Annotated in this window: 20 protein-coding genes and 1 riboswitch; of the genes, 8 read left to right on the top strand and 12 right to left on the bottom strand. The window is 62.3% G+C overall.

Translation table 11 applies throughout. The features are described 5' to 3' along the window. Nucleotides 1-9: 9 nt before the first annotated feature. Nucleotides 10-999, bottom strand: coding sequence for a LysR family transcriptional regulator (locus NKJ89_RS07850; protein ID WP_352601318.1), 990 nt, complete (start codon nt 997-999; stop codon nt 10-12). Between the two features lie 312 nt (nt 1,000-1,311). Between NKJ89_RS07850 and chvE the strand changes: the two genes are divergently transcribed. The 4 genes from chvE (at nt 1,312) to araD1 (ending at nt 6,523) form a co-directional block, all read left to right on the top strand. Continuing rightward, nucleotides 1,312-2,382, top strand: a complete 1,071-nt coding sequence (gene chvE, locus NKJ89_RS07855; RefSeq protein ID WP_352601320.1) for a multiple monosaccharide ABC transporter substrate-binding protein — start codon at nt 1,312-1,314, stop codon at nt 2,380-2,382. 123 nt (nt 2,383-2,505) lie between these two features. Next, nucleotides 2,506-4,038, top strand: coding sequence for a multiple monosaccharide ABC transporter ATP-binding protein (mmsA, locus tag NKJ89_RS07860; RefSeq protein WP_352601322.1), 1,533 nt, complete (start codon nt 2,506-2,508; stop codon nt 4,036-4,038). Continuing rightward, nucleotides 4,035-5,327, top strand: coding sequence for a multiple monosaccharide ABC transporter permease (gene mmsB / locus NKJ89_RS07865; protein WP_023758038.1), 1,293 nt, complete (start codon nt 4,035-4,037; stop codon nt 5,325-5,327). Before mmsA ends, mmsB begins: the two co-directional genes overlap by 4 nt. Nucleotides 5,328-5,530: 203 nt before the next feature. Then, the gene (gene araD1 / locus NKJ89_RS07870) at nt 5,531-6,523 is read left to right on the top strand and encodes an AraD1 family protein (protein WP_352601324.1); all 993 of its coding nucleotides are present in this window, start codon (nt 5,531-5,533) and stop codon (nt 6,521-6,523) included. A gap of 162 nt (nt 6,524-6,685) precedes the next feature. Here the strand turns inward: araD1 and NKJ89_RS07875 are convergent, their stop codons facing one another. After that, nucleotides 6,686-7,459 carry an ABC transporter substrate-binding protein gene (locus tag NKJ89_RS07875; RefSeq protein WP_352601326.1) on the bottom strand — a complete coding sequence of 258 codons (774 nt, stop codon included), beginning with the start codon at nt 7,457-7,459 and terminating at the stop codon, nt 6,686-6,688. A 99-nt stretch (nt 7,460-7,558) separates the two neighbouring features. Then, entirely contained in the window at nt 7,559-8,653 is a 1,095-nt protein-coding gene (locus NKJ89_RS07880; RefSeq protein ID WP_352601328.1) for a 2'-deoxycytidine 5'-triphosphate deaminase, read from the bottom strand. Nucleotides 8,654-8,735: 82 nt separating this feature from the next. Further along, a riboswitch (SAM riboswitch) is annotated at nt 8,736-8,813 on the top strand. A gap of 57 nt (nt 8,814-8,870) precedes the next feature. On the opposite strand from NKJ89_RS07880, the gene NKJ89_RS07885 reads away from it, so the two are divergent. After that, nucleotides 8,871-10,058 carry an O-succinylhomoserine sulfhydrylase gene (locus NKJ89_RS07885; protein WP_352601330.1) on the top strand — a complete coding sequence of 396 codons (1,188 nt, stop codon included), beginning with the start codon at nt 8,871-8,873 and terminating at the stop codon, nt 10,056-10,058. 14 nt (nt 10,059-10,072) lie between these two features. Here NKJ89_RS07885 and NKJ89_RS07890 read toward each other — a convergent pair whose 3' ends face one another. Next, nucleotides 10,073-11,224 (bottom strand): ceramide glucosyltransferase, encoded by a 1,152-nt coding sequence (locus NKJ89_RS07890; protein ID WP_352601332.1) that lies wholly within the window; start codon nt 11,222-11,224, stop codon nt 10,073-10,075. A 250-nt stretch (nt 11,225-11,474) separates the two neighbouring features. Between NKJ89_RS07890 and apaG the strand changes: the two genes are divergently transcribed. Beyond that, nucleotides 11,475-11,867, top strand: coding sequence for a Co2+/Mg2+ efflux facilitator ApaG/CorD (gene apaG, locus NKJ89_RS07895; protein WP_023758044.1), 393 nt, complete (start codon nt 11,475-11,477; stop codon nt 11,865-11,867). Between the two features lie 44 nt (nt 11,868-11,911). On the opposite strand, the gene NKJ89_RS07900 is transcribed toward apaG, so the two are convergent. From NKJ89_RS07900 to NKJ89_RS07910, 3 genes are all read right to left on the bottom strand, one after another. Then, complete coding sequence (locus NKJ89_RS07900; RefSeq protein WP_352601334.1) at nt 11,912-12,943, bottom strand: Hsp33 family molecular chaperone; 1,032 nt, start codon at nt 12,941-12,943, stop codon at nt 11,912-11,914. Between the two features lie 78 nt (nt 12,944-13,021). Beyond that, nucleotides 13,022-13,933 (bottom strand): ornithine carbamoyltransferase, encoded by a 912-nt coding sequence (gene argF / locus NKJ89_RS07905; protein WP_031259776.1) that lies wholly within the window; start codon nt 13,931-13,933, stop codon nt 13,022-13,024. Between the two features lie 17 nt (nt 13,934-13,950). Next, complete coding sequence (locus NKJ89_RS07910) at nt 13,951-15,150, bottom strand: aspartate aminotransferase family protein (protein WP_352601336.1); 1,200 nt, start codon at nt 15,148-15,150, stop codon at nt 13,951-13,953. 357 nt (nt 15,151-15,507) lie between these two features. On the opposite strand from NKJ89_RS07910, the gene NKJ89_RS07915 reads away from it, so the two are divergent. Then, entirely contained in the window at nt 15,508-16,026 is a 519-nt protein-coding gene (locus NKJ89_RS07915; RefSeq protein WP_023758048.1) for a GcrA family cell cycle regulator, read from the top strand. Nucleotides 16,027-16,130: 104 nt separating this feature from the next. On the opposite strand, the gene NKJ89_RS07920 is transcribed toward NKJ89_RS07915, so the two are convergent. The 3 genes from NKJ89_RS07920 to NKJ89_RS07930 form a co-directional block, all read right to left on the bottom strand. Next, a complete protein-coding gene (locus NKJ89_RS07920; protein ID WP_023758049.1) occupies nt 16,131-17,141 on the bottom strand; it encodes a magnesium and cobalt transport protein CorA in 1,011 nt (336 codons plus the stop codon). Between the two features lie 91 nt (nt 17,142-17,232). Continuing rightward, nucleotides 17,233-17,958, bottom strand: coding sequence for a phosphate signaling complex protein PhoU (gene phoU / locus NKJ89_RS07925; protein ID WP_023758050.1), 726 nt, complete (start codon nt 17,956-17,958; stop codon nt 17,233-17,235). A gap of 111 nt (nt 17,959-18,069) precedes the next feature. Continuing rightward, entirely contained in the window at nt 18,070-19,335 is a 1,266-nt protein-coding gene (locus NKJ89_RS07930; protein WP_352601338.1) for an ATP-binding protein, read from the bottom strand. 219 nt (nt 19,336-19,554) lie between these two features. Here NKJ89_RS07930 and ppk2 point away from each other — a divergent pair, with 219 nt between their 5' ends. Continuing rightward, the gene (gene ppk2, locus NKJ89_RS07935; RefSeq protein WP_023758052.1) at nt 19,555-20,463 is read left to right on the top strand and encodes a polyphosphate kinase 2; all 909 of its coding nucleotides are present in this window, start codon (nt 19,555-19,557) and stop codon (nt 20,461-20,463) included. 157 nt (nt 20,464-20,620) lie between these two features. Here ppk2 and NKJ89_RS07940 read toward each other — a convergent pair whose 3' ends face one another. Then, a complete protein-coding gene (locus NKJ89_RS07940; protein ID WP_352601341.1) occupies nt 20,621-21,388 on the bottom strand; it encodes an enoyl-CoA hydratase-related protein in 768 nt (255 codons plus the stop codon). Then, nucleotides 21,385-22,023 carry an acyl-homoserine-lactone synthase gene (locus tag NKJ89_RS07945; RefSeq protein WP_352601343.1) on the bottom strand — a complete coding sequence of 213 codons (639 nt, stop codon included), beginning with the start codon at nt 22,021-22,023 and terminating at the stop codon, nt 21,385-21,387. Before NKJ89_RS07945 ends, NKJ89_RS07940 begins: the two co-directional genes overlap by 4 nt. Nucleotides 22,024-22,037: the final 14 nt, after the last annotated feature.

The raw sequence follows: 22,037 nt of genomic DNA on the forward strand, positions 1-22,037 counted from the left end.
CTTCTTCTGTCATCCCACCTCTCTCAGAATGAAATCATGTAGCATCTTGGCGGCTGGCGACAGCGCGCGGTTCCTCACAGTGATCAGACTGTAGGGCCTGACCTCAATGTCGAATTCCGTTTGGACGACATCGATGGCACCGGCCAGCCCATCGGGATTCTGGATGAACTTCGCCACCTGGATCGATACCGGCGCAATGGCATCGGACTGCGCAACCATGACCAGGGTCAAGAGCAGTGAGCTGGTGTTGAGGATGCGATCCGGCAAGGCGATGTTGCGGTTGAGGAAATTGCTCTCCATCGCCTGGCGCAAGGGCGAGCCGCCCGACTGGAAAACCCAATCATAGGCGGCGGTGTCTTCCAGCCGCACCGGCTCGCCCTTGGTGAGCGGATGGCCCCGGCGCACGATCAGGCAAGCCTTCTCGACGCCTATGACGCGCGACTCGAACAGCCGCGGGTTGAGATCATCGGGGATGCGCGCGATGATGAAATCATGGCGCGTGGCGATCAGCTCGCGCGCCAGCACGTTGGAGGTTTCGACCTGCATGGTGATCTCGATGCGCGGATAGATGCGGCGGATTTCGCGAATTGCCGGCACCGCCAGCTCGATCGCCGGCGCCGTAACGGCACCCAGGAACACCGCCCCCCCCTTGCCCGCCTTGAGCTCGGAAATCTCGCGATCGACCTCGCGCATCTCCAGCAGGATCGACCGCGCGCGCCTGGCCAAAGCTTTGCCGTAGGGCGTCAAGGTTATGCCGCGCGGCAGTCTCTCGCACAGCTTGACCTCCAGCACCGCCTCCATCTCGCCGATCATGCGCGAGGCCGCCGGCTGCGAAATGTTCATCACCTGGGCCGCCGCGCTGACCCGGCCATGGTCGTCGAGCGCGACGATCATTCGCATGTGACGTAGACTGAGACCGCTGCGCAGAAGCGTTTCGCCATCGCCCGGTTTTTCTTTGTAACGGTTTGAACCTGAACCAGAATTCCGCAGCGCAGGCATTGCGTTTCCCCTACTTGCCCTTACCGTCGCCAGAGAACGCGCCGGTCGATCTCGCCTCTTAGTGCATACCAAATGTGATATAGCAACCATCAAAGATCGCATTTGACAGTTATGGCAAAGGATCACACCCTTCGCGCGTTCCGAGACGTGACGGTCGATGACGAGAAAAATCGTATCGATTGAAATCAGCGCCTCGGGGCCATGGGAGGATACCGGAGATCCATATGACGGCAGCAGTGCTTTGGCACTTCTGCACGATTGCGCGGCCCGCGACCCCCGGGGTGCCGCGTCCATCAACCAGGGAGAGTTATAGTGAAAATCATCAAGACACTGGCCGCCGTCGCGGCCCTTGGCATCGCTGCCATGACCTACTCGGCGCATGCAGCCGATAAAGGTCTTGTCGGCGTGCTGATGCCGACCAAGACCTCGCAGCGCTGGATCAACGACGGCGACGCCGTCAAGTCCCAGCTCGAGGCTCTCGGCTACACTGTCGACCTGCAGTACGCACAGGACGATATCCCCAACCAGCTCAGCCAGTTGGAAAACGAGATCACCAAGGGGCCGAAGGCGCTGATCATCGCCTCGATCGACGGCACCACCCTGTCGGATGCGCTGCAGAAGGCCGCTGATGCGGGCGTCGTCGTCGTTGCTTACGACCGCCTGATCAAGAAGACCGGCAATGTCGACTACTACACCACCTTCGACAATTTCGGCGTCGGCGTCATCCAGGCGAATTCGCTGGTCAAGGGCCTCAAGGAGCGTTTCCCGAACACCAAGCCGTGGAACGTCGAACTGTTCGGCGGCTCGCCGGACGATAACAATGCCTTCTTCTTCTACAACGGTGCGATATCCGTCCTGCAGCCGCTGATCGACGATGGTTCGATCAAGATCAAGTCCGGCCAGACCGGCATGGACAAGGTCGGCACGCTGCGCTGGCTCGCCGCCACCGCCCAGGCGCGCATGGACAACCTGCTGTCGGCCAACTATTCGGATGGCAGCCGCGTCGATGGCGTTCTGTCGCCCTATGACGGCCTGTCGCGCGGCATCACCGCCTCGCTGCGCGCTGTCGGCTACGGCACGGACGCACAGCCCTGGCCTGTTGTGACCGGCCAGGATGCCGAGACCGCCTCGGTCAAGCTGATCATCTCGGGCGAGCAGTACTCGACCGTGTTCAAGGACACCCGTGAACTGGCCAAGGCCACCGTCCAGCTCGTCGACAAGGTGCTCTCGGGCGGCAAGCCGGACGGGCTTGATGAAAAGACCTACAACAACGACGTCAAGGTCGTCCCCTCGATCCTCTTGACGCCGCATGACGTCGACAAGTCGAACTACCAGGCACTGGTCGTCGACTCCGGCTACATCAAGGCCGACGAACTGAAGTAACCCCGGTTACAAAGTCAGGGGTCCTGCGCAACGCAGGGCCCCTTTTCGTTAACCAGCGAGCCCGGTATTGTTCACCGACCTCGCCGGCAGTGTTTGCCGACCTCTCAAGGAGCGGTAGTCCCCATGGTCTCGACGATTTTGGAGATGCGCGACATCACCAAGACGTTCCCCGGCGTGAAGGCGTTGTCGAATGTCAACCTCAGCGTCGAGGAAGGCGAAATCCACGCCGTGGTCGGCGAGAACGGCGCCGGCAAGTCGACGCTGATGAAGGTGCTGTCGGGCGTCTATCCCACAGGCACCTATGACGGCCAGATCATCTTCAACGCCCAGGAATGCCACTTCAAAGGCATCCACGACAGTGAACACAAGGGCATCGTCATCATCCACCAGGAGCTTGCCCTGGTGCCGATGCTGTCGATCGCCGAAAACATTTTCCTCGGCAACGAGCACGCCAGATACGGCGTCATCGACTGGAATGCCAACGAGGCGCGCACCAGCGCCCTGTTGAAGAAAGTGGGCCTCAAGGAGGACCCCAAGACGCTGATCACCAATATCGGTGTCGGCAAGCAGCAGCTGGTCGAGATCGCCAAGGCGCTGAGCAAGGAAGTCAAGCTGCTGATCCTCGACGAGCCGACGGCATCGCTCAGCGAAAAGGATAGCCAGGCGCTGCTTGACCTTCTGCTCGAATTCAAACGGCAAGGCATGACCTCGATCCTGATCTCGCACAAGCTCAACGAGGTGAACCGGGTCGCCGACAAGGTCACCGTCATCCGCGACGGGCGTACCATCGAGACGCTGGCCAAGAAGGACATCTCGGAAGACCGCATCATCACCTCGATGGTCGGCCGCTCGCTCGACGACCGCTATCCGCCGCGCGAGCCTGACATCGGCGAGGTCGTGTTCGAAGTGAAAAACTGGTCGGTCTATCATCCGCTCCACGCCGACCGGCAGGTGATCAAGGGCATCGACATCAATGTGCGCAAGGGCGAAGTGGTCGGCATTGCCGGATTGATGGGCGCCGGCCGCACTGAATTCGCGATGAGCTTGTTCGGCCGCTCCTATGGCCGCCATATCACCGGCGAAGTGCTGCTCAAGGGCAAGCCGATCGATGTTTCCTCGGTGAGCAGGGCAGTCGAACACGGCATTGCCTACGTCACCGAGGACCGCAAGACCTTCGGTCTCAACCTCATCGACCATATCAAGCACAACATCACTCTGGCCAATCTCGGCGGCGTGTCGCGCCATGGCGTGATCGATGACCTGGGCGAGCTCTCCGTCGCCAACGACTATCGCGGGAAGACCAATATCCGCGCTTCCAGCGTCTATCAGATGACCGGCAATCTTTCCGGCGGCAACCAGCAGAAGGTGGTCCTGTCGAAATGGCTGTTCGCCGACCCGGAAGTGCTGATTCTCGACGAGCCGACGCGCGGTATCGATGTCGGCGCCAAATATGAAATCTACACGATCATCGCCCGCCTCGCCGCCGAAGGTAAGGCGATCGTGGTCATCTCGTCGGAAATGCCAGAACTGCTCGGCATCACCGACCGCATCTACGTCATGAATGAAGGCCGCATCGTCGGCGAAATGCCCGCGGTGGACGCCAGCCAAGAAAAAATAATGCGCGCCATCGTTCGGGGAGAAGGAAAAGCAGCATGAGTACAGAAAGCGCCCCCGCCCCGCAGAGCAGCGTTGCCGAAGACGTGCAGCAGCGCCCCCGTATCGCCGTCTCGGCGCTGACGACGAACCTGCGCGAATACGGCCTGATACTGGCGCTGATCGCCATCATGGTGTTCTTCCAGTTCACCACCTCCGGAACGCTGTTCAAGCCGGTGAACCTCAGCAATCTGGTGCAGCAGAACTCGTTCATCATCGTGATGGCGCTGGGCATGCTGCTGGTGATCGTCTCCGGCCACATCGATCTCAGCGTCGGCTCCGTCGCCGGCTTCATCGGCGCACTGGCAGCGATGATGATGGTCATCTGGCCGCTCGGCCCATTGAGCAATCCGCTGGTGGTGTCGATCATCTGCCTCATCGTGGGTGGCGCGATCGGCGCGGCGCAAGGCTACTGGATCGCCTATCACCGAATACCGAGCTTTATCGTCACGCTGGCCGGCATGCTGATCTTCCGCGGCATCTGCCAGGCGCTGCTGGGCGGAGGATCCTCGGTGGGACCGCTTCCCGACGGCTTCAAGGCGCTCAGCTCCGGCTTTATCCCGGATGTCATCGGGCCACTGACGCTTATCCCGCCGACGGTGAACGCGGCCGGCAAGACCATCATAGGCAGCGGACTGACGCTGCACATGACGACGATCGTGCTAGGCCTGATCGCTGTGCTGGCCTACGCCTATTTCGGGCTGAGCACACGACGCAAACGCGAACGCCATGGCTATGAGGCCGAGCCCTTTCCCCTGTTCGTCATCAAGACGCTGGTTGGCAGCGCGCTGGCACTGTTCCTGGTCTACCAGTTCGCCAGCTACAGGGGCCTGCCGGTGGTGCTGCTCGTCATGGGCGTGCTGATCTCGCTGTTCGTCTTCGTCACCAAGCGCATGACCATCGGCCGCCGCATCTATGCAATGGGCGGCAACGCCAAGGCGGCGCAGCTGTCGGGTATCAAGACAGAGCGGCTCACGCTGATGGTGTTCGTCAATATGGGCGTGCTGTCTGCGCTTGGCGGCCTGATCATAGCGGCGCGGCTGGGACAAGCTGTGCCGGCGGCCGGCCTCGGCAGCGAGCTCGACGTGATTGCGGCCGTGTTCATCGGCGGCGCCTCGGCGATGGGCGGTGTCGGTCAGGTCATCGGCGCGGTTGTCGGCGGTTTCATCATGGGCGTGATGAACAACGGCATGTCGATCATGGGCGTCAATGTCGACTGGCAGCAGGTGGTCAAAGGCCTGGTGCTGCTCGGCGCCGTGATCTTCGACGTCTACAACAAGAACAAGGCTTGAACAGGTTTTAGGCGAGGCAAGCAGGAGGCAAACGATCGCGGCGCTGCTGGTAAACCTGCCGGCGTAAAGAAGTCCTTCAAGGACCAGGCCCGCGAGCGCAATCCGGACGAAGAGTTCAACCCGTGGCGCGGCGAGATCCGAGCCGCGCAGGTTAAGGTTTGCCAAATGGCAACCGGGCCAAGACAAATGAGAGAGGATCCATCATGCTGATCTCCCAGATTCTCGATGACGCCGAGACAATCCGTGTCGTTGCCCGCAACGGCGGCAAGACCCGGATCATCAATGGCGCCCGCAGCGTGTACTCGCTGGCGATGGAGGCCGCCCGCACCGGCGTCGGCCTCGTCGCGCTGATCGAGCGCAAGGGGCTTGGCGAAACGGTCGATCTCGAGGCCGCCTATAAGAAGGGCCGGCTGCTGTCGCCGATCAACCATCCAGACCCGGCGCATCTGCACCTGACCGGCACCGGGCTAACGCATCTGGGTTCGGCCGCGACACGCGATTCCATGCACAAGAAGCTCAGCGCCGACGGCGAGGAGCAGCTGACCGATTCCATGAAGATGTTTCGCATGGGGCTGGACGGCGGCAAGCCCGCGAAAGGCCAGATCGGCGTGCAGCCGGAATGGTTCTACAAGGGCAACGGCACGATGGCGGTGGCGCCAGGCGCGGCGCTCCTGTCACCGGCCTTCGCCAACGACGCCGGCGAAGAGCCTGAGGTGGCCGGCATCTACGTCATCGGCGATGATGGCGCGCCCTTCCGCGTCGGCTTCACGCTGTCGAACGAGTTTTCCGACCACGTCACCGAGCGCGTGAACTATCTCTTTCTCGCCCATTCCAAGCTGCGCAACGCTTCGTTCGGCCCGGAGATCCTGATCGGCGACCTGCCGGCTGACATCCGCGGCACCTCGCGCATCGTGCGCGACACCGAGGTGCTGTGGGAAAAGCCGTTCCTGTCCGGCGAAGCGAACATGTCCCACACCATCGCCAATCTCGAGCATCACCACTTCAAATATGCCGCCTTCCGCCAACCAGGCGACGTGCATGTGCACATGTTCGGCACGGCGACACTGTCCTTCGCCGACGGCATCAAGACCGAGCCAGGCGACGTGTTCGAGATCGAGGCCAGTGATTTCGGCCTGCCGCTGCGCAATCCGCTCGAGATCGAACAGCCGGTGAAGGTGGCGGTAAAGGCGCTTTGAAAGGGTGATCTCCCCCTCGTGGGGAGATGTCGCCAAAGGCGACAGAGGGGGGTGCCTCGCGTAAAGCGCCAACCTCCATCTGTCGCAAGAAGGTTGCATCCGGTCGAGCCGACCCCCTCTGGCCTGCCGGCCATCTCCCCCTCAAGTGGGGAGATTGCTGCTTCAATAGATATCGAAGTCGAAATACTTGGCCTGGATCTTCTTGTAGGTGCCATCGGCGACAATCGCGTCGATGGCAGCATTGAGCTTGTCGCGCAGTGCCGTGTCTTCCAGGCGGACGGCAATGCCGGCTTGTGTCTCCGTGCCCTTGACGTCGCCGACCAGCTTGCAGCAGCCCTCGCTTGCCTTCTTCAGCCAGTCCATCAGCACGAACTTGTCCGAGATCACGGCGTCAAGCCGGCCGTTGGTCAGGTCGGTGATCGCTTCTTCCTGGGTCGGGTAGAGTTTGGCCTCGGCGCCCGCTTTGCCATAGGTATTCTGGGCATAGTCGGCCTGCGTGGTCGAGGCCTGGGCGCCGACTGTCTTGCCTGCAAGGGCCGCCGGTTCGGTCGAGGTGAGGTCGCTGTCCTTCGGCGCCACCAGGGCGAGCGGTGTCGTGTAGTATTTGTTGGTGAAGGAGACCTGCTTCTTGCGCTCCTCGGTGATGCTCATCGAGGCGATAATGGCGTCGAACTTCTTCGCTTGCAGGGCTGGAATGATGCCATCCCAGTCCTGGGTGACGATTTCGCACTCGACCTTCATCTGCGCACACAGCGCGTTGGCGATGTCGATATCGAAGCCTTCGACTTTGCCATCCGAGGTGATGGTGTTGAATGGCGGATAGGCGCCCTCGGTGCCGATCTTGATTTTCTCAGCTGCCTGCACCGACAGAGAGCCAGCCGCCATCACCAGCATGGCAGCGCCTGCTGCCGATATGATCCATTTCGAAATCTGCATTTTCTTGGTTCCCCTTGAACGCCGCCAGCTTGACGACCAGAAAGGCAGCCAAGCATGGCGAGGCAGCGCAGGCAAGTATTTTGCCTGGGGGTAATGGGTTCAGCGCGCGGGGCGGAAATGCTTGGACAGCTTCAAACCCTGCGCCTGGTAGTTGGAGCCGAGATCGGTGCCATAGAGCGCCTGCGGCCGCTTCAGCATGTGCTCGTAGACCAGCCGGCCGACGATCTGGCCATGGTCGAGGATGAACGGCACTTCGTGGCTGCGCACTTCGAGCACCGCCCGGCTGCCGGTGCCACCGGACGCCGAATGGCCGAAGCCCGGATCGAAGAAGCCGGCGTAGTGGACGCGGAATTCGCCGACCAGCGGATCGAAGGGCGTCATCTCGGCGGCGTAGAGCGGTGGCACATGCACCGCTTCCTGGCTCACAAGAATGTAGAATTCATCGGGGTCGAGCACCAGTTCGCCAGCGCCGCTCTTGTGGATCGGCTCCCAGAAGTCGACGACTTCCTGCGCAGCGCGCTTGTCGACATCGACGAGACCGGTGTGATGCTTGCCGCGATAGCCGACCAGACCGCTTTGATCGCCGTTCAGGTCGATCGACAGCGCGATGCCGCCGCCGGAAATGTTGGGCGGCTCCGTCGCGACCAATATCTGCGCGCGATGCAACTGATGCAGTTCGGCTTCCGACAGCAGCGCATTGCCGGTGCGGAAGCGGATCTGCGACAGTCGCGAACCGGTGCGCGCGACGATCGGGAAGGTGCGCGGGCTGACCTCGAGAAAGAGCGGGCCATGATAGCCGGCGGCGATCTTGTCGAACTCGTGGCCGCGATCAGTCATGACACGGGTAAAGATGTCGAGCCGCCCGGTCGAGCTCTTGGGATTGGCCGAGGCCGAAATGTTGGCTGGCAATGCCAGGCTTTCGAGCAAGGGCACGATATAGACGCAGCCGGTCTCCAGCACCGCGCCCTCGGTCAGATTGATCTCATGCAGCTTCAGCCGGTCGAGCTTTTCCGAAACCTTGTGGTTGGGACCTGGCAGGAAGGAGGCACGCACCCGCCAGGCCTTGTCGCCGAGCCGGAGATCAAGACTGGCCGGCTGGATCTGGTCGGCATCGAGCGCACGCGCCGACTTCAGCGCGCCGGACTGGAAGAGCGCCGAAATGTCCTGATCGGGAAGAATGCCTGTTTGCCGCAAAGCTGACTCCGCTGCAACGCCGCTGGTACAAACCTCTTAATCAAGCCGGCAATTGACGCAAGCGTGGCGCGGGTCTAAAGGGTCGTTATCCCGTGGTGATTTGGCCGGTCGGCTTGCAGCCACGTTAAACAAGTCGCTAAAGGACCGTCGGGCCGCAAGGCCGTATGGACCGGTTGCGACTTTCGCGGCCGGTTTTTTTGTGTCTGGAAGAAGAGCGATGAGCACCAACAAGCGCAACTGGAAGCCTCAAACGGCACTCGTTCACAGCGGAACGCTGCGTTCCGGTTTCGGCGAAACGTCGGAAGCGATTTACCTCACCCAGGGCTACGTCTATCAAACGGCGCAGGCCGCCGAAGCCCGTTTCAAGGGTGAGGAGCCGGGCTTCATCTATTCGCGCTACGCCAATCCGACCGTCGACATGTTCGAAAAGCGCATGTGCGCGCTCGAGGGCGCCGAGGACGCCCGCGCCACCGCCTCCGGTATGGCTGCGGTAACGGCAGCGCTTTTGTGCAGCGCCAAGGCCGGCGACCATATCGTGGCGGCCCGTGCACTGTTCGGCTCCTGCCGCTGGGTGGTCGAGACGCTGGCGCCAAGATACGGCATCGAGGCGACGCTGGTTGACGGCACCGACGTCGCCAATTGGGAAAAGGCGGTCAAGCCGAACACCAAGCTGTTCTTTCTGGAAAGCCCGACCAACCCGACGCTGGAAGTGGTCGATATCGCCGCGGTTGCCTCGCTCGCCAATTCGATCGGCGCCAGGCTGATCGTCGACAACGTCTTTGCCACGCCCTTGCAACAGAAGCCCTTGCAACTCGGCGCCCACATCGTCGTCTATTCGGCGACCAAGCACATTGACGGCCAGGGGCGCTGTCTCGGCGGCGTCATCCTGTCGGACAAGAAGTGGATCGACGAGAACCTGCATGACTATTTCCGCCACACCGGGCCCAGCCTGTCGCCCTTCAACGCCTGGACGCTGCTAAAGGGCCTGGAGACGCTACCGCTGCGCGTGCGCCAGCAGACGGAAAGCGCCGGCAAGATCGCGGATTTCCTGGCCGAGCGGCCGGAAATCGCCCGCGTCATCTATCCCGGCCGCGCCGATCACCCACAGGCTGATGTCGTAAAGAAGCAGATGTCGGGTGGCTCGACGCTGATCTGCCTGGATGTCAAAGGCGGCAAGCAGGCGGCCTTCGCCTTGCAGAACGCGCTCGATATCGTGCTGATCTCCAACAATCTCGGCGATGCCAAGAGCCTGATCACCCATCCGGCGACGACAACTCACAAGAACCTGAGCGATGAGGCGCGCGCCGAACTCGGCATCGGGCCGGGCACGCTCAGACTGTCGGTTGGCCTGGAAGACACCGAAGATCTGCTTGAGGATATCGCGCAGGCGCTGAAGGCCAAATAGCAAGCCTTTGGCTTTCAGGCGCCGGATGGCGTCTCTTCCAGCTTGGCCGCCTTGGTGCCGATGGTCATCGCATTGCCGCGCCACTCGACGGCACCGCCGAGCCAGCCGCGCGCCCACATCGCAGGCAGGATCAGGTCGCGCGTTACCATCGCCGCGACCATGCGTGGCGACAGGCACCAGCCCTTTGACCAGGCCAGGACGCACTCGGGAAGGTAGAAGGCCGCCAGCACGGCAATGGCGGTTGCCCAGGGGCTGATGCCGGCGCTTGCCGCCGCAATCAGCGCCAGCACCAGCGGCACCACCGCGCCAGTCAGGATTTCAGGCGCGAAGAACAGCGGAAAGGTGACGCGGCGCAGGCGCGCCCAACGGGCCTGGCGCGACCAGATCTCGCCAAATGTGCGCCGGCCGAGTGGCTGCTCGAAAGGCGCGGCGACGAGATTGACGCGCAGGCCGAGGCCATTGACCAGCTTGGTCGCGGCGGCGTCCTCGGCGATCTCGGCGGCCAGCGCGCGAATGCCGCCATTGGCATCGAGGATCGGCTTGTTCCAGAGCATGCTCTTGCCTTGGGCAAAGCCAAGGCCAAGCGCCTCGCCCGCATATTGCCAGCGCGCCTGCAGCGTGTTGAGGAAAGCGCATTCGACTTCAGCCCAGAAGCCGGCCGGTCGCGAGCCGATTGGCGTCGAGCAGACAAGGCCGGTATTGGGTCGCCATGCAGCCATCAGGTGCTGGACGTAGTCTCTCGGCATCAGCACGTTGGAATCGGCCAGGACAACCCAGTCGTGCCGCGCCGCTTCCCAGCCCTTGACGCAATTGTTGAGCTTCGGATTGGCGCTGATACGGTCGTCGCCGACCAGCAGCCGGGCCGGCACCTTGGGAAACCGGGCAATCGCCCTGTTTATCAGCCTGACCACTGGATCGTCGGCATGGGCAACACAGAAGATCAGCTCGTAACGCGGCCAGTTGAGCGAGAAGGCGCGCTCCAGCGTCTCGAGGGTGAACGGCTCAACGCCACGCGACGGCACGACGATCGACACCGGCCGCGGCTTGCCGGCCGGCGGCGCCATAGCGCGGCGCCGTTTCAGACGCGAAGCCGCAAGCACGATGCTGGCGAGATTTGAGAGGATGAGAGCAATTGAAAGCGTGGCGACTACGAGAGTGAGTTCCATCGAGATCCGGTAACTCCAGGAAAGCCGCCCACCAGAACAATCTAGGGGCATGACGACAGATCTCAACAGTTCGACGGAGCGCCCGAGTCGCGCAGCATTGATCGGCACACACCATCATTGACCATCGTCACGTGTCACTTAAATGACATTCTTTGCCGGCACCTGCCCTGCAGACCGCGACGATAGGACGCGCACCGTTGACCGGCCATCACGGAGCGCCGAAAGTTACCGGATTGTATTGGAGCCGCTTATGTACAGCGCCGTCACGCGCAACATCGAAGTGCAGGTCAGGCCGTTCTATCTGGAGGATCGCTCGGATCCGTCCGAGAACCGCTATGTCTGGGGCTATCAGATAACGATCGACAATCAATCGGACGATTCCGTCCAGCTGTTGTCGCGCTATTGGCACATCACCGATGGCACTGGCCGGGTCGAAGAGGTACGCGGCCCTGGCGTCGTCGGCGACCAGCCCGAACTCAATCCCGGCGACAGCTACCAGTACACGTCCGGTTGCCCGCTCTCAACACCGTCCGGCATCATGGTCGGGCACTACACGATGCGCAACAAGCGGGGCGAGACGTTCGACATCGCCATCCCCGCATTTTCACTCGACCTGCCGGGGACGCGGCGGACGGTGAATTAATTTACCTCACCGGCCGCAAGGCAGCCGGCGAGGCGTGTTTTTCTCTACTGCGCCGCAAACTCCGCCGGGTCGAAGTCATATTGCTTCGAGCAGAACTCGCAGGCGACGTGGATGCCGCCGTCCTCGGTGCTGTCCTTGATCTCCTGGGCGGAAAAGCCTTCGAGGATGCCGCGGATCTTGTCCCGGGAGCACGAGCACTGGTCGGCGACCGGAACGCTGCCGAAAACGCGCACGCCATGCTCGTGGAACAACCTGTAGAGCAGCCGCTCGGCACCGATCGTCGGATCGATCAGTTCGGTCGGCTCGGTGGTGCCGAGCAGCGCCAGCAACTCCTGCCAGGAATTGTCGGCCGGATCGTGGATCTCCTCGCGCGGATCGCCATCGCCGCCCGGCAGATCCGGCACGCGCATGCGGTCGGGCGACTGCGGCAGGAACTGCGCCAGGATGCCACCGGCGCGCCACTGCTCACGGGTGCCGCCCGGGCCGGGCGTCAAGAGCTTGGCCACCGACAGCCTGAGATCGGTCGGAATCTGCTCCGACTGACGGAAATAGGTGCGCGCCGCATCTTCCAGCGTCTCGCCGTCGAGTTGGACGATACCCTGATAGCGCTGCGTGTGGGCGCCCTGATCGATGGTCAGCGCCAGCACGCCCGTGCCGAGCAGGGTCTGCTGGGACGTTTCGCCCGCCGCGACCAGCGCCTCCAGCCGGTCGGCATCGAAACGCGCATAGGCGCGCAGCGCCGAGGGCGTGGAAAAATCCGCGACCAGCATGTCGACAGGCCCGTCGGTGCGGGTCTGCAGGATGAACTTGCCCTCGAATTTGAGCGAGGTGCCGAGCAGCACCGTCAGCACGCACGCCTCCGCCAGCAGCCGCGCGACCGGCTCGGGATAATCGTGGCGACTGAGGATGGCATCGAGCATCGGCCCGAGTTGGACGGTGCGGCCGCGCACGTCGAGCGGGCCGACTTCGAAGGGCACGACATGATCGTCGCCGGCGTAGCCGAATTCGCCGAGTTTGGGGTGATGTTCAGTCACTCGATAGGTTTCCAACATAACAAAGCTCCAGGGCGCGGCCATGCCGCCCTCTCGGGAGCATGCGTCGAAACGCGCTTGATTTGCGTGATGCGGCGCAAATAGGCATCACGCGCCCGGAGATCAAGCGCCGAGGCACCAGGCGAGCACGGCCTTCTGGGCATGGAGCCGGTTCTCCGCCTCGTCGAAGACCACCGAGTGTGGCCCGTCGATGACTTCGTCGGTCACCTCTTCGCCGCGATGCGCCGGCAGGCAGTGCATGAACAGCGCGTCCGGCTTGGCCCTGGCCATCAGCTTGGCATTGACCTGGTAGGGCGAGAACACGTTGTGGCCACGGGCGCGATGCTCCTGGCCCATCGACACCCAGCAATCGGTGACGATGCAGTCGGCCTGGTCGACGGCTTCCTCGGGCGAGCGGGTGAAGTGCAGCTTGCCGCCATGCGCCTGCGACCAGTCGATATGCTTTTGTGCCGGTTCGCTGCCCTCGGGGACGGCGACGTTGAGATTGAAGCGGAAGCGCGCAGAGGCCTCGAGCAGCGAATGCAGCACATTGTTGCCGTCGCCGGTCCAGGCGATGGTCTTGCCGGCGACCGGACCGCGATGTTCCTCGAAGGTCATGATATCGGCCATCAGCTGGCAGGGATGGGTATCGTCGGTCAGTCCGTTGATCACCGGAACGGTAGCGTTCTCGGTCAGCTCCAGCAGCCGCTCATGCGACGTGGTGCGGATCATGATCGCGTCGACATAGCGCGATAGCACCTTGGCGGTGTCGGCAATGGTCTCGGAACGGCCGAGCTGCATCTCGGTGCCGGTCAGCATGATGGTCTCGCCGCCAAGCTGGCGCATGCCGACGTCGAAGGAGACGCGCGTGCGCGTCGACGGCTTGTCGAAGATCATCGCCAGCACCTTGCCTTCGAGCGGCTTGGTGCGCTCGCCAGCCTTGAGGCGGGCCTTTCGCACCACCGCATCGTCCAGCATCAGGCGCAGATCGCCTTCTGAGACAGCGGAAAGATCGGTGAAATGGCGAACTGACATCAGCAATGGTTCCGGGATTACTTCGCGGCGGCGGGGGCGCTCGCCTCCGCCAGGCCCTTGGCGCCGGCGCGGATGCGGTTGAGCGCGTCGTGAATCTCGGCGTCGGTGACGGTTAGCGGCGGCAACAGGCGAATGACGTTGTCACCGGCCGGAACCGCCAGCAGGTGCTGGTCACGCAATGCCATGTTCACCTTGGTGTTGGGCATGGCGCATTTGAGGCCGAGCATCAGCCCGGTACCCCTGATGTCCTCGATGACCTCGGGAAACTCGTCGGCGACCGACGCGAGCCCCTGCTTCATCAGCAGCGCCTTGCGCTGGACGTCCTCGAGGAAGCCCTCTTCCAGCACCACGTCGAGCACGGCGTTGCCGACCGCCATGGCCAGTGGATTGCCGCCGAACGTGGTGCCGTGCACGCCTGCGGTCATGCCGACGGCCGCTTCGTCGGTTGCAAGGCAGGCGCCCATCGGGAAGCCACCGCCAATGCCCTTGGCGATCGCCATGATGTCGGGGGTGACACCGGCCCATTCATGCGCGAACAGCTTGCCGGTACGGCCAATGCCGCACTGGACCTCGTCGAAGATCAAGAGCAGGCCGTGCTGCTCGCACAATTGCCGCAGCCGCTTCAGCGATTGCGTCGGCACCTGCCTGATGCCGCCCTCGCCCTGCACCGGTTCGATCAGGATCGCCGCCGTCTCTGGCGTGATCGCCTTTTCGGCGGCGTCGATGTCATCGAAGCCGACCTGGTCGAAGCCTTCGACCTTGGGTCCGAAACCCTCGAGGTACTTGTATTGACCGCCCGCCGCGATGGTCGCCAGGGTGCGGCCGTGGAAGGCGCCTTCGAAGGTGATGACGCGAAAGCGCTCGGGATGTCCGTTGACGAAATGGTAGCGTCGCGCCGTCTTGATCGCGCATTCGAGCGCCTCGGCGCCGGAATTGGTGAAGAACACCTTGTCGGCGAAGGTGGCGTCGACCAGCCGCTCGCCCAGCCGGCTCTGCCCCGGAATCTCGTAGAGGTTGGAGACATGCCACAGCTTGGCTGCTTGTGCGGTGAGTGCGGCGACCAGATGCGGGTGGCTGTGGCCCAGCGAATTGACGGCGATGCCGCCCGCGAAATCGAGATATCGCTCGCCCTTGTCGGTAACCAGCCAAGTGCCTTCCCCATGGTCGAAGGCCAGGGGTGCTCGAGCAAAGGTCTCGTAAAGCGCCGAACCGCTCATTATATGCGTCTCCGGTACCGGAAATCAAAAAAGCCGCCAAAGCGGCGGCTTGTGCGGCTTATCGTGTTTTTCGGCCATGAAGTCAACGAAAACGTCGCGTAGTGGCGCGCGGCAAGCCCTCCGACGAGACGCCAGCTCATAAGCGACCGGGCAAGTTGGGGAAAACCGAAAAAACCGATTCGTGTTGCACTTGGGACTCTTGTCACCGAGTCAGCGCATAAGGTAATTGTAGTTGAGAAATAACTAGATTTCGTGCGGCGGACCTAATCACCAGATATATGTGGTGTCTGCCCCGGTAAATGTTGCCGGGTCGGGAGTGGATTCCGATTGCCGCACGCTTAGCAGGAGCGCGGTCTCATGAACTGGACTGACGAGCGGGTAGAACTTCTCAGGAAATTGTGGTCGGAGGGTCTGAGCGCAAGCCAGATTGCCGCGCAGCTTGGAGGGGTCAGCCGCAACGCGGTCATCGGCAAGGTGCACCGGCTGAAACTGTCGGGCCGCGGCCGTTCGACCGCCACCCCGGCACGCCAAAAGAAGGCGACGCAAGGGGCGACCGTTCAGAAATCGGTATCGCGCGCAGCAACTGCTGTGCGTCACGTCACGACGTCGATCGGCGCGACGGCCCTGCAGACGCAGTTCGACGCCGAACCGGTGGCGCGCCACTACATCCGCCCGGTCGAGAATGTCGTGTTGCCGATCTCGCGGCATCTACAACTCGTCGAGCTGACCGAGCGGACCTGCAAATGGCCGAACGGTGATCCGCTTTCGGAGGACTTCCATTTCTGCGGCAACGAGGCCGCCGAAACCGGTCCCTACTGCAAGTACCACGCCCGCGTGGCGTTCCAGCCGGCATCGGAGCGGCGGCGGAGCCGCTGAGCGAATAGCGAATAGCGAATAGCGAATAGCGAATAGAAACGGCTGGCTTCTGTGACAGGAAGCAAGCCGTCTTTTGCTACTCCCTATTCGCTATTCGCCCTCTTTCACAGCCACCCATTCTTGCGAAATCGCCAGTAGAGGAACGTGCAGATCAGCGCGATCGTGGCCAGCACCATCGGGTAGCCGTATTCCATCTTCAGTTCCGGCATATCGCTGAAATTCATGCCGTAGATGCCGGCGAATGCCGTCGGCACCGCCAGGATGGCTGCCCAGGAGGCGAGCTTCTTGGAGATCGCCGTTTCCTGGCTCTGGCCGACCAGCAGGCTGGCTTCGAAGGCGAACGCCAGCACCTCGCGCAGGCTGTCGATCTTCTCCTGAACAGTGCGAATGTGATCGGTGACGTCGCGAAACAGCGGGTGCATGGCTGTATGAATTTGCGGCAGCTCGGCACTGGTCAGCCGACGGCAGACTTCGACCAGCGGCAGCGCTGCGTTGCGCAGGCGCAAAAGGTCGCGGCGCAGCATATAGAGCCGCTCGATGTCGGGACCGGTCATCGGCTTCAGCAAAACCCTGTCCTCGATCACCTCGACCTCGTCCTCGATCTGCTCGAGCACCGGCATGTAATTGTCGACGATGAAATCGAGAATGGCGTAGAGGACGAAATCCTCCCCCTTGGCCAGCGAATGCGGGCAGCTTTCCCAGTGCTGACGAACGGCGGCATAGGACGTCGAGGGGCCGTGCCTGACGCTGACAATGTAGCCGCTGCCGACGAACAAATGGGTCTCGCCGAAGGTGACCCGGCCGTCGATCAGCTGCGCGGTGCGGGCGACGATGAACAAGGCATCGCCATATTGCTCGATCTTCGGCCGCTGGTGCGGGTGCTCGGCATCCTCGATCGCCAGCTCATGCAGGTGAAATTGCGCCTGGACGCGCAGCAGCAGGTTGCGGTCGGGCTCGAGCAGGCCAATCCAGACGACATGACCGGATTTCTTTGCCCATTCGCCGGCTTCCTCGATAGGAATGTCGGCAATGCGACGTCCGGCCGTGTAGACGCCGCAAGCGATAATGCCGGAAGCCGACGCAGCCTCCGGGATCAGGTTCCGAACGTTTTCCATCACGACCTCCCGAAGCAAATCCACGGACGCGGATAGAGGCAAAGCCCGGAAAGCTTAGCTTAATTCGTGTGCCTGTTCGAGAGGCGGCCGTTCACTTCCCCGGCAGCGTCTCGGAAAGGCCTATCTTGTCGGTCTTGTCGCCCTTGGGCCGCTCAGCCGGCAACTGCTCGCCTGTGACGGTATAGTAGATGGTCTCGGCGATGTTGGTGGCGTGATCACCGATACGCTCGATGTTCTTGGCGCAGAACAGCAGATGCGTGCAGGGCGTGATGTTGCGCGGGTCTTCCATCATGTAGGTGAGCAACTCACGAAACAGCGACGTGTACATAGCGTCGATCTGGTCGTCGCGGTCACGCACGAAGCCGATTTTCTCTACCGAGCGCGATGCGTAGACGTCGAGCACTTCCTTTAGCTGGGCCAGCGCAAGGTTGGCCAGGGCCTCAAGGCCGCGGAACAGGCTGGTCGGCTGGCGTCCGTCGGTGACGGCGACCACCCGCTTGGCGACGTTCTTGGCGAGGTCGCCAACCCGTTCGAGGTCGGCGGAGATGCGAATGGTCCCGACGATCTCGCGCAAATCCGTCGCCATCGGCTGACGCCTGGCAATGATGATGATCGCCTTATCGTCGATTTCGCGTTGCCCTTCATCCAGCACGGCATCGTCGCGGATGACCTTCTCGGCCAGGCTCGGATCGGCATTGACCAACGCGGCGATCGCCTGCTCGACCATGCGCTCGGCATGGCCGCCCATCGCGGCGATGCGCTTCGACAGATATTTCAGCTCGTCGTCATAGGCGCTGACGATGTGCACGGACTGCATGGCAATATGCCTTCCCACGGGGTGTCTTTTGAGTCGTTTCCTCGAATCCCCGCTGATACGCTAGCCGGATGACAGAAAAAAGAAACCGTCCCCTCGAAAACTAGGGCGATATCAATGCGTCGGCAAATGAACCGTGAAGGCGGCGCCCTTGCCGACCTCGGACTTGATCGAAAGCCTGGCGTTGTGGCGCGTCAGGATATGCTTGACGATCGATAGGCCGAGGCCGGTGCCCTTCTGGGTCCGGCTGGTCTCGACATCGACGCGATAGAAGCGTTCGGTGATGCGCGGAATGTGCTCCTCGGGAATGCCAGGGCCAAAATCCCTGATGGTCACGTCGATGCCGGGCTCCGAGCCGGCATCGCTGTGCGCGATCGACACCGTCACGCGCCCGCCCGACTGCCCGTATTTGCAGGCGTTTTCCAGGAGGTTCTCGAAAACCTGGAAGAGCTCGTCGCGATCGCCGGGTACATCCAGCGGCCCATCGGCATAATCCCGCTCGATGGCAACGCCGTTTTCCTTGGCCAGCGGTCCGAGTGAACCGATGACGCTGTCGACTGTCTCGCGCAGATCGACCTCGGTTCCAGGCTTCAGATAAGGCTTCATTTCGAGCCGCGAGAGCGACAACAAATCGTCGATCAGACGCGCCATGCGACCGGTCTGGCTCTGCATGATCTGCAGGAACTGATCGCGCGCCGCCGGGTCGTTGCGGGCCGGCCCGCGCAGCGTTTCGATGAAGCCGGAGATGGAGGCGAGCGGCGTGCGCAGTTCGTGGCTGGCGTTGGCGATGAAGTCGGCGCGCATGCGGTCTATCCTGCGCGTTTCGCTCTGGTCCTTGAACACCAGCACATACAGATCGGTGGCGTGACCGACCGAGGATGCGCTCACCCGGTAAGCCCGTTCGACCGGCAGCTTCTCCGTGTAGTCGACGACATCGGAGGCGACATCACCCGACAGCACGCCATCCAGCAGAGCCTGCATTTCCGGCGCCCGGAACTTCAACGACAGCGACATGCCCGGCGCGATCCCGCCGAAGGCGGCGAAGGCGGCGGCATTGGCATGGACGATGGTGGCGGTCCGGTCGAAGATGATCAGCGGATCGGCGACGGCGGCCGCCAGATATTCACCGGAGAGCCGCTGCAAGCCGGTGGCCTCGATGGCGGAGCCGCTCTCGGTGGACCGGCGCGTGCCGGCGGCCGGCAGCATTGCCGCAGCAAGCAGCATCAGCAGTGCCGCGAGGACGACATAGGCTGAAATCGCGGCCAAGGCATAAACAGCGACAACCGCAACGACACCGGCCGCAAGCAGCCAGCGGCTGTTCCACAGCCGGCTGGCTACGGTTTGCGCGATGCTTCTCTGCTCTGCGTCCAGGTCAGCCATTTCTCGCGCGCCCGCACCCCATGCCTTCGCCCTCGGTTGTAGGGCGACGGAACCTTCCGCTGGACCGGTCCAGCGCATGACCCAAAATCGGAGATCGATTTTCTGAAAGGATCATGCGCAAATCAAAAGTGCTACGGCGTCCTTTGCCTGTCCAAAGCGGGCGCGGCGCTGCAGCACTCCCAATAGCATGAGTCCGGAAGCTGGAAAGGGTTCATCTCGATGAAAAAAGCCAAGGAAGTTTCAGCTGCACCGACTTCGGGGCCGCTGAAGATCAGGGTGGATGGCAAGGAACGGGAGTTCGACATCGAAAACCCCACGCTTCCCGACTGGGTTGAAGACAACAAGCTCACCGCCGGCGGCTATCCCTACGACAAGAAGATGAACAGCGAGGAGTATGACGAGACGCTCGAGAAGTTGCAGATCGAACTGGTCAAGGCCCAGGCGTGGCTGCAATCGACCGGCAAACGGGTGATGGCGCTGTTCGAGGGCCGCGACGCCGCAGGCAAAGGCGGCACGATCTTCGTGGTGCGCCAGTACCTCAACCCGCGCACGGCACGCAACGTGGCGCTGACCAAACCTACCCCGACCGAGATGGGGCAATGGTACTTTCAGCGCTATGTCGACCATTTCCCGACATCTGGCGAATTCGTCACCTTCGACCGATCCTGGTACAACCGGGCCGGCGTCGAGCCGGTGATGGGTTTCTGCACGCCGCAGCAGCACGAGCAGTTTCTCGACGAGACGCCGCATTTCGAACGAATGATCTCCAACGAGGGCATCCACTTCTTCAAGTTCTGGCTCAACATCGGCCGGGAAACGCAGCTGGAGCGCTTCCACGATCGCCGCTACAGCCCGCTGAAGAGCTGGAAGTTTTCACCGATCGACGTTGCCGGCATTACCAAGTGGGACGATTACACCGAGGTGCGCGATACCATGTTCGAGCGCACCCACAAGGAGTTCGCGCCGTGGATCATCGTGCGGGCCAATGACAAGCGGCGCGCGCGGCTGGCGGTCATGCGGCGCATTCTGATGTCGCTGCCCTATGACGGACGCGATCTCGACGTGATCGGCAAGGAGGACAAGAAGCTCATCGGCGAAGGGCCGTCGTTCCTGGGCAAACAGGACTGATGCCCTTGCGCCGCGCAGCCAAGGCCGCGCGGCGATGCTTTTCCCTCGTTTCTCTTAAAGCGCATCGCGTCGAAGCGGATTCATGCGCCGCGCTTTAGATCTTTGTTTCCATGCACGTCGTTGTCTCAAAACCTGGGGCACTTTTGAGCGACATGCATTAAGCCGCAAGCCGGGCGATGCGCTGCAATCGCCGCAGCGTGGTGTCGTCCTGCAGCGCCTGCTGGAAAAGCGAAATCTCCTGGTCGATACGGTCGCATAGTAGCTGCGTGTTCCCCTTCAGCAGGCCGCGCGTCTGCAGCAGGGCGGCGACCGGCTTCTTGACAAGCTGCCTTGCCCGGCCGAGCGCCGCTTCCTCGACGCTGCCGCCCGGCACGATCTCCGCGACGAGGCCGAGCGCCCTGGCATCTTGAGCGCGAAGCGTATCGCCGAGGCAGAAGAAGCGGAAAGCACCGGCGTAGCCAAGCTTCTGCGGCGCCAGAATGCTGGTCGCCGCATCCGGCACCAGGCCAAAATCGACGAATGGCACCCGGAACGTGCTTTCATCAGACGCGATCACCATGTCGCAATGAAACAGGATGGTGCAGCCGACCCCGACGGCATCGCCGTCGACGCAGGCAAGGAGGGGCTTTGGAAATGTCGCCAGCGTGCGGAACAGATCGGTGACGGCGGCGATCAGTTTCCGGTGTTTGCTGGCGTCGAGGAATTCGGAGAAGTCGCCGCCGAGACAGAAGCAACCTGCCAGGCCACGCAGCACGACGACGCGCACCTCGTCATTGTCGGCGGCTTCATGGAAAGTCTTTGCCAGGCTCTCATAGGCTCTCCTGTCCAGCACCGGCCGGCTGTCACTCGACGACACGGTGACCACCAGCGTGTGGTTGCGAAGTTCAGGTTGCGGATGTGTACTCACGACTGTCTCCGATCTCATGACGCACGCCTTTGCCCAAGCATGTCGGGGTACCCCCTGGTCAGCACCGGAGCAAAATGATTGCGGCGCGAACGCACCACATCGAGCGTGTGCGCGTTGAAGGTCAGCAAGGTGGCTACGACCTGCTGGTTGCCATAAGTGCGCTGATAGCCCAGCGGGGTTGCCAGGAAATGCAGTTGCAATGCGCGCAGCACCCACATCGGCTCGAACTCGATGATCACCTTGTCGACGCCGCGCTTCAGCCCCCACTCGACGAAGCCGGCGATCAATTCGGTGCCGACGGTTGAAACGCCGCGGCGGCCATCGCGGAAACCGGGAGCCACCGCATAGCGGGTCAATTCCCAGATGTTTGGGCCCGATGGCGGCGTTCCCTCGGAAAGGTCGGTCAAAACCTCGGTCAACAGATGTGGCCGCGTGGTTGGCAACATCCTTTGATAGCCTGCGACTTCGTTACCTCTGACGACGATCTGATGGACGGCCTCGTCATGATCGAACTGGTCGCGTTCGAGTCCGTCGGGGCGCCTGAGATCATCCCACCCCATCTCTTCGACGAATATCTTGTAGCGCAGCCGATGAACGGCCTCCCAAAGTTCGGGACGTTCCATCAATTCCTGGGTTGTAAGGGAAAAAAGCATTTCCGCCGTCTCCT

It is taken from the genome of Mesorhizobium sp. M0047, assembly GCF_040323315.1.
Classification (GTDB): Bacteria; Pseudomonadota; Alphaproteobacteria; order Rhizobiales; family Rhizobiaceae; genus Mesorhizobium.

Bases quoted from the DNA above. Each gene is read 5' to 3' on its own strand.
- apaG (WP_023758044.1), top strand. From the start codon at position 11,475: ATGTACAGCGCCGTCACGCGCAACATCGAAGTGCAGGTCAGGCCGTTC.
- NKJ89_RS07915 (WP_023758048.1), top strand. From the start codon at position 15,508: ATGAACTGGACTGACGAGCGGGTAGAACTTCTCAGGAAATTGTGGTCG.
- argF (WP_031259776.1), bottom strand. From the start codon at position 13,933: ATGTCAGTTCGCCATTTCACCGATCTTTCCGCTGTCTCAGAAGGCGAT.
- NKJ89_RS07885 (WP_352601330.1), top strand. From the start codon at position 8,871: ATGAGCACCAACAAGCGCAACTGGAAGCCTCAAACGGCACTCGTTCAC.
- phoU (WP_023758050.1), bottom strand. From the start codon at position 17,958: ATGCAGTCCGTGCACATCGTCAGCGCCTATGACGACGAGCTGAAATAT.
- NKJ89_RS07900 (WP_352601334.1), bottom strand. From the start codon at position 12,943: ATGGCCGCGCCCTGGAGCTTTGTTATGTTGGAAACCTATCGAGTGACT.
- NKJ89_RS07920 (WP_023758049.1), bottom strand. From the start codon at position 17,141: ATGGAAAACGTTCGGAACCTGATCCCGGAGGCTGCGTCGGCTTCCGGC.
- mmsB (WP_023758038.1), top strand. From the start codon at position 4,035: ATGAGTACAGAAAGCGCCCCCGCCCCGCAGAGCAGCGTTGCCGAAGAC.
- NKJ89_RS07875 (WP_352601326.1), bottom strand. From the start codon at position 7,459: ATGCAGATTTCGAAATGGATCATATCGGCAGCAGGCGCTGCCATGCTG.
- ppk2 (WP_023758052.1), top strand. From the start codon at position 19,555: ATGAAAAAAGCCAAGGAAGTTTCAGCTGCACCGACTTCGGGGCCGCTG.
- NKJ89_RS07890 (WP_352601332.1), bottom strand. From the start codon at position 11,224: ATGGAACTCACTCTCGTAGTCGCCACGCTTTCAATTGCTCTCATCCTC.
- NKJ89_RS07930 (WP_352601338.1), bottom strand. From the start codon at position 19,335: ATGGCTGACCTGGACGCAGAGCAGAGAAGCATCGCGCAAACCGTAGCC.
- NKJ89_RS07910 (WP_352601336.1), bottom strand. From the start codon at position 15,150: ATGAGCGGTTCGGCGCTTTACGAGACCTTTGCTCGAGCACCCCTGGCC.
- NKJ89_RS07940 (WP_352601341.1), bottom strand. From the start codon at position 21,388: ATGAGATCGGAGACAGTCGTGAGTACACATCCGCAACCTGAACTTCGC.
- mmsA (WP_352601322.1), top strand. From the start codon at position 2,506: ATGGTCTCGACGATTTTGGAGATGCGCGACATCACCAAGACGTTCCCC.
- NKJ89_RS07945 (WP_352601343.1), bottom strand. From the start codon at position 22,023: ATGCTTTTTTCCCTTACAACCCAGGAATTGATGGAACGTCCCGAACTT.
- NKJ89_RS07850 (WP_352601318.1), bottom strand. From the start codon at position 999: ATGCCTGCGCTGCGGAATTCTGGTTCAGGTTCAAACCGTTACAAAGAA.
- araD1 (WP_352601324.1), top strand. From the start codon at position 5,531: ATGCTGATCTCCCAGATTCTCGATGACGCCGAGACAATCCGTGTCGTT.